The following is a 12,397-nucleotide window of genomic DNA, read 5'->3' as shown; positions in this document are numbered from 1 at the left end:
TTTTTTCATAAAATTTCCTCATCTCCTTATCTTTCATTCAAATCCCACTTCATTTATTATATCGACAACAATCGACATTTTGTTTACTTTTTATATATAAAGATTTTGTAAAGTTGTTCATATGTCAACAATCGACTATAATGGAAGCACAATATTTGTTTGAGGTGATCCATATGTCAAAAGAAAGTTCATTTGATATCGTATCAAAAGTCGATTTGTCGGAAGTGACGAACGCCGTCAACATCGCGCTAAAAGAAATTCAAAATCGCTACGACTTTAAAGGGAGCAAAAGCGACATTTCGCTTGAAAAAGACGAGCTTATTCTTATTTCCGACGACGAGTTCAAACTCGAACAACTGAAAGATGTGCTCATCGGAAAGCTTATTAAACGAGGTGTACCAACGAAAAACATTCAATACGGAAAAGTAGAACCTGCTTCAGGCGGAACGGTACGCCAACGCGCGAAACTCGTCCAAGGCATCGACAAAGACAACGCGAAAAAAATTAACACAATCATTAAAAATACAGGTTTAAAAGTGAAAAGTCAAATTCAAGAAGACCAAATTCGCGTCAGCGGCAAAAGTAAAGACGATTTACAAAAAGTCATCGCCGCCATTCGCGAAGCAGACTTACCGATCGACGTCCAATTCGTCAACTACCGTTAAGAAGGCTATGCGCCTTCTTTTTTCTTTTCTTAAATAAAATAGTTGAATATTTCTAAAAAATCAGTTACATTTATGAGTAACTTCATACACATCATCTTATCGAGAGAAGGGGAGGGACTGGCCCGATGAACCTTCAGCAACCTGACGATCGTCAAGGTGCTAAGTCCAGACAAGCGATTCGCTTGGAAGATAAGAAGGAGCGTGCGACGTCTTCTTCTTATGGAGAAGGCTTTTTTATTTGAAAAAGAAACGGAGGAATGGACGTGGGATTGCTAGATGATTTAAAAGAACGCATCGTCATCGCCGATGGAGCGATGGGAACGTTATTATATGCGCACGGCATCGATCGCTGTTTTGAAGAATTAAATGTGACAAAGCCTGAGGAAATCGTTCACATTCACGAAGCGTATATCGATGCCGGAGCTGAAGTCATCCAGACGAATACGTACGGAGCGAACTATGTAAAGCTCGCCCGCTACGGCTTACAAGATGACGTCAAACAAATAAACGAAGCAGCCGTTCGGCTCGCCAAGCAAGCAGCGCAAGGACGCGCCTATGTGCTCGGCACAATCGGGGGACTCCGCAGCACAAATAAAAGCACCATTTCGCTCGAAGAAGTGAAACGAACGTTTCGCGAGCAACTGTACGCGCTGTTAAACGAAGGCGTCGATGGCCTGCTGCTTGAGACGTATTACGATTTTGAAGAACTGCAAACCGTTCTTTCCATCGCTCGTAAAGAAACGACGTTGCCACTCATCGCACACGTCACGTTGCATGACATTGGCGTCTTGCAACATGGGATCTCGCTTGCCGAGGCGCTTCATCAATTAGAGCAACTTGGCGCCGATGTCGTTGGCTTAAACTGCCATCTCGGTCCGTATCATATGTTGCGCTCGCTTGAAGAAGTGCCGATTCCGACGCGCACCTTTTTATCGGTGTACCCGAACGCAAGCTTGCCGCAATATCGCGACGGACGGTTCGTTTATGAAACGAGCGAACAATATTTTGAAGAAACAGCGCGCGCCTTTCGCGATCAAGGGGTGCGACTCATCGGCGGATGTTGTGGAACGACGCCGAAACATATTTCCGCCATCGCCCGCGCCCTGTCCGACCGCACACCTGTATATGAAAAAAAAGTGAAACAACGGCATACGGTCGTCGTGCAAGAAGCGGAACGGGCGAAAGAACCTTCCTTAGCCGACATCGCCCGCACGCGCCGTTCGATCATCGTCGAACTCGACCCGCCAAAAAAACTCGGCTTAGCTAAGTTTTTAGAAGGCGCAAAAGCGTTGAAAGAAGCACATATTGATGCGTTAACGCTTGCCGACAACTCTCTCGCAACACCGCGCATTAGCAACGTCGCTGTCGGAACGATCGTCAAACAACAGCTCGGCATGCGGCCGCTTATTCACATCACATGCCGCGACCGCAATTTAATCGGCTTACAGTCGCACTTAATGGGACTTCATACGCTCGGCATGACCGATGTGCTCGCTTTAACGGGCGATCCGTCTAAAGTAGGCGACTTTCCGGGGGCGACGTCCGTCTACGATTTATCATCGTTTGACTTAATTTCGTTAATTCGTCAATTTAACGAAGGGATTTCGTATTCTGGAAAACCGCTCGGACAAAAAACGAACTTTTCCATCGCTGCGGCCTTTAATCCGAACGTACGCCATTTAGATAAAGCGGTGAAACGGCTAGAGAAAAAAATTGAATGCGGAGCGCACTATTTTTTAACGCAACCGCTATATAGCGAAAAACAAATGGAAGACGTATACGAGGCGACAAAACATTTATCGACGCCAATTTACATCGGCATTATGCCGCTTACAAGCGCTAGAAACGCCGACTTTTTGCACCATGAAGTGCCGGGCATTACCCTTTCCGATCACATTCGTGCGCGCATGGCTGCTTGCGCAAACGACCCTGTCCAATCGACAAAAGAAGGGTTAGCGATTGCAAAAGCGCTCATCGATGCGGCGTTCGATTTATTCCAAGGCATATATTTCATTACACCATTTTTACGTTACGATATGACGGTCGAACTCGTTCGCTACACGCACGAAAAAGAGCGGCTCAAAAAAGAAAGGACGGTTTACCATGGCTAGCTTACTCGAACAGCTCGAAAAGAAAATTTTAATTATTGACGGGGCAATGGGAACGATGATTCAATCCGCCAACTTAATAGCGGAGGACTTTGGCGGTGAAGCGTACGAAGGATGCAATGAATATTTGACGATCACCGCTCCAAAAGTCATTGCCCACATTCATGAAGCTTATTTTGAAGCGGGTGCGGACATCGTCGAAACGAATACGTTTGGCGCAACGAGCATCGTATTAGATGAATACAATCTCGGACATATCGCCCTTGAGTTAAATATCGAAGCGGCAAAGCTCGCTAAGCGAATCGCGGAGAAATATTCAACGAGCGATTGGCCGCGCTTCGTTGCTGGTTCGATGGGACCGACGACGAAAACGTTATCTGTTACAGGCGGAACGACGTTTTCTGAACTTGTCGCCGCATACGAACAACAAGCGCGCGGGCTATTACTTGGCGGCGTCGATCTTCTTTTATTAGAAACGTGCCAAGATACGTTAAACGTCAAAGCCGCTTTTCTCGGCATAACCGAAGCGTTTCAAACGGTCGGAAAACAAGTGCCGCTCATGATTTCAGGAACGATTGAGCCGATGGGCACAACGCTTGCCGGACAGACGATCGAATCGTTTTTTATTTCGATTCAACATATGAAACCATTTGCCGTCGGCTTAAACTGTGCGACAGGGCCAGAATTTATGACCGATCATTTGCGCTCGCTCGCCTCGCTCGCCAATACAGCCGTCAGCTGTTATCCGAACGCCGGTCTTCCGGACGAAGAAGGATGTTATCACGAAACGCCAGACATGCTCGCGAAAAAAATTCGTCAATTTGCCGAAAAAGGATGGTTAAACATTGTCGGGGGCTGTTGCGGTACGACGCCTGAACATATTCGCGCCATCGCTGAAGCCGTTCGCGACGTGCCACCGCGCGTCATTCCGAAACAGTTTGCGATGCATGCCGTCTCTGGCATTGATGCGCTCGTTTACGATGAGACGATGCGCCCGCTGTTCGTCGGCGAGCGAACAAACGTCATCGGCTCTCGCAAATTTAAACGGCTCATTGCGGAAGGAAAATATGAAGAAGCGGCAGAAATTGCCCGCGCCCAAGTGAAAAACGGGGCGCACGTCATCGACATTTGTTTAGCCGACCCAGATCGCGACGAAAAGAACGATATGGAACAATTTATTCAACAAGTCGTGAAAAAGGTGAAAGTGCCGCTCGTCATCGACTCGACGGACGAAGACGTCATCGCCTGCGCTTTATCGTATTCACAAGGAAAAGCAATTATTAACTCCATTAACTTAGAAGATGGCGAAGAACGATTTGAAAAAATTGTTCCTCTTCTCCATCAATATGGGGCGGCTGTTGTTGTCGGAACGATTGACGAACAAGGAATGGCCATTGATGCGAAACGAAAGCTTGACATCGCCCTTCGCTCGTACGATTTGCTTGTCAACAAATATCAACTTTCCCCGCACGACATTATTTTCGATCCGCTCGTATTTCCGATCGGTACAGGGGATGAGCAATACATTGGCGCAGCAAAGGAAACGATCGAAGGCATTCGCCTCATTAAACAACATTTACCTAACTGCTTAACGATGCTCGGCATTAGCAACGTCTCGTTCGGCTTGCCGCCTGTCGGACGCGAAGTGTTAAATTCCGTCTTTTTATACTATTGCACGCAAGCGGGGCTCGATTATGCAATCGTGAATACGGAAAAATTAGAGCGGTTCGCTTCCATTCCAGAGGAGGAAGTACGTTTAGCGGAGGCGTTGTTATTTCACACAAACGATGAGACATTAAACGCATTTATTCAATTTTATCGCGATAAAACGAAGCAACCGAAACAGACGAATACGAATATGACGCTAGAAGAGCGGCTTGCGACATACGTCATTGAAGGAACGAAAGACGGGCTCATAGAAGACTTAACGCTCGCCTTGCAATCGTACAGTCCGCTCGACATTATTAACGGTCCGCTTATGAACGGCATGGATGAAGTCGGCCGTCTATTTAACGATAACCAGCTCATCGTTGCCGAAGTGTTGCAAAGCGCAGAAGTGATGAAAGCAGCGGTCGCCTTTTTAGAGCCGTATATGGAAAAAAATGAAACGAGCGTAAAAGGAAAGGTGCTTCTTGCGACCGTCAAAGGCGATGTGCATGACATCGGCAAAAATTTAGTCGATATCATTTTAAGCAACAACGGCTTTCACGTCGTCGATTTAGGCATTAAAGTGACACCGCAACAGCTCATCGAAGCGGTGCGCCGCGAAAAGCCAAATATGATCGGATTATCTGGGTTGCTTGTGAAATCAGCCCAACAAATGGTGCTTACCGCACAAGACTTAAAACAAGCTGGCATTTCGTTGCCGATTTTAGTCGGTGGTGCCGCTTTATCACGCAAGTTTACCGACACAAAAATTGCACCCGAATATGACGGCATCGTCTTATACGCCAAAGATGCGATGGAAGGACTGACGCTCGCCAACCGCATCGTCCAGCAAGAGATTGCCTATGAGAAAAAAGAAAAAGTAGAACGTGTAGCAGAACGACAAAGCGCCGTCGCTGTCATGACGAAATCGAATGTCAAACGTGCACCTATTTACGTTCCGACCGATACGGAGCGCCATATATTAAAAGACATTCCGCTTTCACACATTCAACCATACGTCAATTGGCAAATGCTGCTCGGGCACCATCTCGGCTTAAAAGGAAACGTAAAGAAGCTGCTAGCTGAAGGAAACGAAAAAGCAATGATGTTAAACGAACTGATCGGCGAGCTGCTTGCTGAAGCGAAACAAACAAAGTCGCTCGCTCCGAAAGCAGTATATCAATTTTTCCCAGCAAGAAGCGATGGCGATACGATCATCATTTTCGATCCGCGCGATCAACAAACGGTCATTGAGACGTTTACGTTCCCGAGACAAACGAAAGCACCGTATTTATGTTTAGCGGATTACCTTTCTGATGAACAAGTCGACTACGTCGGGCTGTTCGCCGTCACGGCGGGGGCAGGTGTGCGCGATCTCGCTCAACGTTTTAAACAAGAAGGACAGTTTTTAAAAAGCCATGCGATTCAAGCGTTAGCGCTTGAACTAGCGGAAGGATTAGCGGAAAGGGTTCATCAAATTATGCGCGACCGCTGGGGCTTTCCTGATTCGCCCGATTTTACAATGGAAGAACGCTTTGCGGCGAAATATCAAGGACAACGTTTTTCTTTCGGCTACCCTGCTTGTCCAAATCTCGAGGACCAAGAAAAACTGTTCCGCCTTTTACGACCGGAAGACATTGGCATTCATTTAACAGAAGGATATATGATGGAACCGGAAGCATCCGTATCCGCCATCGTCTTCGCCCATCCCGAAGCGAGATATTTTAACGTGTTGTGAAAAAGCTGACTTTCATCAGCTTTTTCACAAATCAATCCCTTTTATTGCATGAACGCCCTTTTTATAATAATGTTTTACTTCCTTCATTTCCGTAACTAAATCGGCCAGCTGAATGATGTCCTCTTTTGCCCCTCTTCCTGTGATGACGACATGCGTATGCGCTGGCTTGTCCGTTAGCGTATGTATAACATCTCCAAGCGGCAACACATCAGCGATCGGAAACGACGTAATCGCTAACGCCACATTTAATTCGTCTAAAATGACAACATCATATCGTCCAGAAACAATGTGCTTTCTCGCAAGCTCCCATCCTTTTTGTAACGCCTCACGATGCTCCTCTGGCGTTTTCGTCCACGTAAATCCAACACCTGTTTGATGTACGTCAATACCGAGTTGCTGTAACGTTTTCGCCTCGCCATATGGACGGTGAGGTGACTTAATGAATTGAATGACGATAACTTTTTTTCCGTGGCCTGCAGCGCGAACAGCAAGGCCGACCGCTGCAGTTGTTTTTCCTTTTCCGTCCCCTGTGTAGACGATCACCATATTTCTTCCACCCACTTTAACTTGTCATGTAATTGTACAACATCGCCAACAACAATGATGGCCGGGGAAGAAAAATTGTGCTCCTGCACGAGAGCAACAATCGTTTGCAACGTACCGACGACCGTCCGCTGCTTATTTGTCGTTGCCCATTCAATGACCGCTACCGGCGTATGCTCATCTTTTCCGTGACGTTTCAACTGTTCGCAAATGTAAGCGATATTTGCCATCCCCATATAAAAGACGATCGTATCTGTCGCTTGACTTAATGCATCCCAACGAATGCGATCGCGCTCGCCGCTTTGATGTCCAGCAATGAACGTCACCCCGCCCGCATAGTTGCGATGCGTCACAGGAATGCCTGCGTACGCTGGCGCAGCCACACCTGCCGTCACCCCAGGGACAATTTCATACGGAATGCCGTGTGCCTGTAAATGTTCCGCCTCCTCCCCACCGCGGCCGAACATAAATGGATCGCCGCCTTTTAACCGAACGACCGTTTTTCCTTGCAACGCGTGTTCCACAAGCCAATGATGAATTTGCTGTTGAATGTTTCCGTGTTTTTTCGGCTCTTTACCGCAATATAACAGCTCGGCTTCTTCTTTCGCATAAGCGAGCAGCTGTTTACTCACGAGCCGATCGTAAATAATGACATCCGCCCGTTCAATACATTCGCGTCCATATACGGTAATAAGCTTCTCATCTCCCGGACCTGCCCCGACAATGTACACTTTTCCTTTATGCATGATGATCGCTCCCTGTTGATACATTAGCAGATGAAAATGTCGCCATGTGCAACATCGACACTGCCATATGGACGATCGGAAATGCAACAGCTGCTCCACTTCCTTCACCGAGGCGCATATGTAGTCGAACGAGCGGCTCTTTGTTTAACAATTGAAGAGCAATGCGATGTCCTGGTTCGACAGACTCATGACCAGCGATCATGTAATGAACGACACGCTCATTAAACCGTTCTGCAACAAGTGCTGCGACTGTGCAAATAAAACCGTCAAGCAAAATCGGAACGCATCGCTCCGCCGCCGCAAGCATCGCTCCTGCCATCGCTGCAATTTCAAGACCACCGATTTTTGTCAATAAATCGACTGGATCGGATGGATTCGGCTGATGAAGCATCAGTGCCCGTTCAATGACTGCCTGTTTATGCTTTAACATCTCATCATGAATGCCTGTCCCTCTGCCGACAAGCTCAGCGACGCCACGACCGCTCATCGCTGCCAACAATGCACTTGCTGTTGTCGTATTGCCGATCCCCATCTCTCCAACGATAAGACACCGAATGCCGCGATCAATCATGGCGCTCGCTTGGCGATATCCAGCTTGTACTGCCCTCTCTACTTCTTCTTTTGTCATCGCTTGCTCATGGGCAAAATTTTTCGTTCCATACGCCACCTTTTCATTGATGACACGTTCTTCATGTATATCAAGCGCAACACCAACATCGACAACTGCAAACGTAGCACCAATTTGTTTGCTAAATACGTTAATCGCCGCCCCGCCGCGCACAAAGTTGAGCACCATCTGCGCCGTTACTTCTTGTGGATAGGCAGACACCCCTTCTTTCGCGATGCCGTGGTCGGCTGCAAAGACAATCACGCCCGGCGGCGTCACACGTGGAAACCGCTCCCCAGTCATTTTTGCAATCTCGATGGCGAGTTCCTCTAGTTTCCCGAGACTACCGCGTGGTTTTGTTAATTGATCGATATATTGGCGCACTTCTTCTCCGATTTGTTCATAAAGCATGATGGCTCCCCCTTTGAAATTCAATCATTTTTCGTTCAATCGTTCTCACATCGACATGTTTTTCGACGCAATCTGCTAGCTCGTCAAACGCTTCGTTGCGCAATTGCCGATAAAACGGTCGCTCTATAGGTAATAAAACGTTCTTTTTTCGCCGTACATCATTTAACAAATAATGACGAAACGCATCGTTATGAAATAAATCGTGCATATACGTTCCGATGACACGTTCGTCTTTCGTTTTGCATCCATCTGTTTTCCCTTCCATAAAAATGAGCGGTTCGCCTCGTTTTACGCTTGAACGTCCCATATGAATTTCATAGCCTTTTACGTGAAACGTTTCGCCTTTGAACGTCAATATTCCTTCGCATAACACCGTCGTTTTTTCGCGGGCGAGCGTCGTCTCCATCGGCAATAAACTTAATCCGTCGATCTCATCAAGCGGTGTTTCGACATGAAAAGGATCTTGAATGCGCTCGCCAAGCATTTGATAACCGCCACAAATGCCGACGATCGTCACATCCGTTCGTTCATATAAGCGGCGGATGGCAGAAAACAAACCCGTTTCTTTTAAAAAACAAACGTCTTCAATCGTATTTTTACTTCCAGGCAAAACGAGTATATCAGGCTCACCTAACATCGCATGATCGGTCACGAATCGCACTGAACAATCTGCCTCAGCAAAAAATGGATCGATATCTGTAAAGTTCGACAGGCGTGGATATTGAATAACTGCGATATCAATTGCTTTCGTCTCATCTTTTTTCGTCGCATAACGGGAAAGGACGACCGAATCTTCAGCATCGACGCGCGTATGCATGTACGGCACGACACCGAGCACCGGCACGCCTGTATATTGCTCAAACCAATGCAAACCGGGCTGAAGAAGCGAAAGATCGCCGCGAAATTTATTAATAATCACCCCGATGACGCGTTTCCGATCTTCTTCCTCCAATAGTTGCAACGTACCAACTAAACTCGCAAACACCCCTCCGCGCTCAATATCGCCAATGAGTACAACAGGGGCGTTTGCCATGCAGGCGATGCGCATATTTACAAGCTCGCGATCATTTAAATTCACTTCCGCTGGACTGCCAGCTCCCTCGATTACAAGCCGGTCATATTGTTCCATTAACGTATGAAGCGACTGGCGAATAAGCTCAAGGCCAATGTCAAAAAACTCGTTTCGGTACGTGTTCGCTTTCATATTTCCGTATGGTTTGCCGTGCACGACAATTTGCGCTTCTTGATCGCGGCTCGGTTTAATTAAAATCGGGTTCATATGCGTTGTCGCCAACACGCCTGCCGCTTCCGCCTGAACTCCTTGTGCACGTCCAATTTCTTTTCCGTCAATCGTCACGTACGAATTAAGCGACATATTTTGCGATTTAAACGGCGCCGTCTTCCAACCGTTGCGCGCAAAGATGCGGCAAAAAGCGGTCGCGATGACGCTCTTTCCAGCATCCGAATGCGTTCCTTGAAACATAATCGGAAGCGCCTTACGCATCTCCCTTCACCCCGCTACATGCGTTCAGCCATCGCTCAACAAGCAAAGGATTTGATGGAAAATAAAAATGAACGTAGCCGGCAATAAGACGTTTATCCATATAGCCATCTAATTTACATCCGCGCAACCCTTTCACTTCATATGCAAACTTTTCTTCTTTGCGTGGGACAAACGTCGAGTAATGAAATTCATGCCCTTTTGCTTTGTCATGTTCAAGCAAAAAGTTCCCCTTTCGTCCCGTCACTTCGCGATATCCGAGCGCAGCGAGCTTTTGCTGCATACGTACGTATCCTGGGATGATGCCGACCATCTCGTAATATTGCCCATCTGTTGTCGCAATTCCTTCCGTTAAGTACATAAATCCCCCGCATTCTGCAAGCGTCGGCAAGCCGCGCTGAATCGCTGCGGCGACCGACCGTTTTACTTCTTCATCACGCGCCAATTCCGCTACAAATTCCTCTGGGAATCCTCCGCCAATATATAAACCGTGAACGTCATGTGGAACACGTTCACCTGCAAGTGGTGAAAAATAAACGAGCGTCGCCCCACACGCTTGAAGCATCTCTAAATTTTCGTCGTAATAAAAATGAAACGCAGCGTCCTTCGCCACAGCAATGCGCACATCGTACGTTTGCTTCGGCTGAAAAAATGGCGCGCTCGTCAGTTCATTCGCCTCAGCTAAATCCCATATCGCATCCAAATCAACCGTTTTCGCCATTCGCTTGCCAAGCTCATCAAAAAACGGCTGAAGTTCTCCCCGCTCGACAGAAGGAACGAGCCCTAGATGACGCTCTGGAATCGTCAAGTCGTTCTCTTTTTGTAAATAACCGACGACAGGAATACGGCATTGTTGTTCAATCGCTTCTTTCACGAGCCGAAAATGACCTTCACTTCCGACACGATTCGCGATGACCCCAACGATGCGAACATGCTCATGAAACAGTTGGAACCCGCGCACGACAGCCGCTGCACTTCGCGCCATCCCTGAACAATCGACAACTAACAACACTGGGCTTTCCGTTATCATACTAATTTCTGCGGTCGATCCTTCATTTGTCGTCGCACGCTTTCCATCAAATAGCCCCATCACCCCTTCAATGATGGAAAGATGTGCCCCTTCGCTTCCCCGCTTGCACACATCGCGTACAATTTGTTCATTTCCCATCCAACTATCTAAATTGCGTGAGCGCCTTCCCGTCAACGCCGTATGATACGTCGGATCAATGTAATCCGGCCCACATTTGAATCCTTGAACAACGTATCCCCGCTGTTTGAACGCGCTCATTAAACCGAGCGTCACCGTCGTTTTTCCAACTCCACTCCCCGTGCCAGCCACGACAATCCGCCTCATCGTTCTCCCTCCCATAGCGCAACGGAAATCGTGACGTTTCCGCTTTTTTTCTTCGTTACAACGAGCTGTTGTTGTCCGCTATATCGCTTAGCGGCCGGTTCGCTTACCCCATATGCCCCCGTGTAACGAAACACCGTTTCCGACGGTTCATCGATCGGAACGTCGTTTAATTGTTCGGGCGTATAAAAAATAAGCGGCCACCCATATTTGTTTGCGACGGCTAATAAACCTTCTTCGTCTTTTTTCAAGTCAATTGTACATAACGCTTTCACGCTTTTTAGCGAAAAACGAAGCTGTTGCAACGTATCGCAAATGACTTGTTCAATTTCTTGTGCGCTTGTCCCACGATTGCATCCGATGCCAATCACAATCACTTTCGGACGATACAACACTCCATGTTGTAAAATGGCTTGTTCCTCTTTCTCAAGCAGCCGATGCGTCACAACTAATGCTGCATCAGGCCTTGCTTTCAGCGCTTCCGCAATCGAACCATATGTACGAATGTTCGCTGGAAGCGGCGCATCATACGTCCACCAATTCCTCTCCCCTGATTCTTGCACAATCGCGACGTGTTGTTCGTTCACAACGGCGGCGCTCACAGGTGTTAAGTTTTCTTCGTTCTCCCACACCCATCCGAACGAGCGGCCAAATAAATCAACAGCAATTGTTTGTTGCACATCAGATGCTGTTGTAATAACTGGACGGGCATGCAGCAATGCCGCTACTTGGCGCGTTAATTCGTTTGCCCCACCTAAATGGCCGGACAACACACTAATGACATGCTCCGCTTTATCATCAATCACGACAACGGCTGGATCTGTTTTTTTATCTTTTAACAACGGCGCAATCATGCGCACAACGGCACCTAGCGAAATAATAAGAATGAGCCCGCGATACGTCGCAAACCACGTTGCCAAATGAACGCGAACGTTCCCTGAAAATAAACGAATACCTTTTTGCTCTTCGTCACCTTTGGCAAACTTATCCGTATAATAAATGTGCGCATCAGGAAGTTTTTCGTGCAGTTTTCTCGCTATTTCTACCCCATGCTTTGTAATCGCTACAACCGCATACATC

Annotated in this window: 9 protein-coding genes and 1 riboswitch; of the genes, 3 read left to right on the top strand and 6 right to left on the bottom strand. The window is 47.4% G+C overall.

Features of this window, described 5'->3' with window-relative positions; translation table 11 throughout:
• Positions 1-173: 173 nt before the first annotated feature.
• The 3 genes from V7Z64_RS03510 (at position 174) to metH (ending at position 6,158) form a co-directional block, all read left to right on the top strand.
• A complete protein-coding gene (locus V7Z64_RS03510; protein ID WP_003395448.1) occupies positions 174-665 on the top strand; it encodes a YajQ family cyclic di-GMP-binding protein in 492 nt (163 codons plus the stop codon).
• Positions 666-758: 93 nt separating this feature from the next.
• Positions 759-861, top strand: a riboswitch (SAM riboswitch).
• A gap of 67 nt (positions 862-928) precedes the next feature.
• A complete protein-coding gene (locus tag V7Z64_RS03505; protein ID WP_297990618.1) occupies positions 929-2,776 on the top strand; it encodes a bifunctional homocysteine S-methyltransferase/methylenetetrahydrofolate reductase in 1,848 nt (615 codons plus the stop codon).
• Entirely contained in the window at positions 2,769-6,158 is a 3,390-nt protein-coding gene (gene metH, locus V7Z64_RS03500; protein WP_297990617.1) for a methionine synthase, read from the top strand. Before V7Z64_RS03505 ends, metH begins: the two co-directional genes overlap by 8 nt.
• Before the next feature lie 24 nt (positions 6,159-6,182).
• On the opposite strand, the gene cobO is transcribed toward metH, so the two are convergent.
• From cobO to V7Z64_RS03470, 6 genes are read right to left on the bottom strand one after another with little or no spacing between them, the layout of a single operon-like run.
• Complete coding sequence (gene cobO / locus V7Z64_RS03495) at positions 6,183-6,704, bottom strand: cob(I)yrinic acid a,c-diamide adenosyltransferase (RefSeq protein WP_297990615.1); 522 nt, start codon at positions 6,702-6,704, stop codon at positions 6,183-6,185.
• Complete coding sequence (gene cobA, locus V7Z64_RS03490) at positions 6,698-7,447, bottom strand: uroporphyrinogen-III C-methyltransferase (protein ID WP_297990614.1); 750 nt, start codon at positions 7,445-7,447, stop codon at positions 6,698-6,700. The genes cobO and cobA overlap by 7 nt, the downstream gene beginning before the upstream one ends.
• A complete protein-coding gene (cobT, locus tag V7Z64_RS03485) occupies positions 7,440-8,465 on the bottom strand; it encodes a nicotinate-nucleotide--dimethylbenzimidazole phosphoribosyltransferase (protein ID WP_297990613.1) in 1,026 nt (341 codons plus the stop codon). The genes cobA and cobT overlap by 8 nt, the downstream gene beginning before the upstream one ends.
• Positions 8,455-9,969 (bottom strand): cobyric acid synthase, encoded by a 1,515-nt coding sequence (locus V7Z64_RS03480; RefSeq protein WP_297990612.1) that lies wholly within the window; start codon positions 9,967-9,969, stop codon positions 8,455-8,457. Before V7Z64_RS03480 ends, cobT begins: the two co-directional genes overlap by 11 nt.
• Positions 9,962-11,320, bottom strand: a complete 1,359-nt coding sequence (locus V7Z64_RS03475) for a cobyrinate a,c-diamide synthase (RefSeq protein ID WP_297990611.1) — start codon at positions 11,318-11,320, stop codon at positions 9,962-9,964. The genes V7Z64_RS03480 and V7Z64_RS03475 overlap by 8 nt, the downstream gene beginning before the upstream one ends.
• Positions 11,317-12,396: a cobalt-precorrin 5A hydrolase gene (locus V7Z64_RS03470; RefSeq protein ID WP_297990610.1), complete on the bottom strand. Its 1,080-nt coding sequence runs from the start codon at positions 12,394-12,396 to the stop codon at positions 11,317-11,319. The genes V7Z64_RS03475 and V7Z64_RS03470 overlap by 4 nt, the downstream gene beginning before the upstream one ends.
• Position 12,397: the final 1 nt, after the last annotated feature.

The organism is Anoxybacillus sp., assembly GCF_036834105.1.
Lineage (GTDB): Bacteria > Bacillota > Bacilli > Bacillales > Anoxybacillaceae > Anoxybacillus.
Note: the sequence above shows the minus strand (reverse complement) of the source record. Positions and strands in the feature narration are given on the sequence as shown.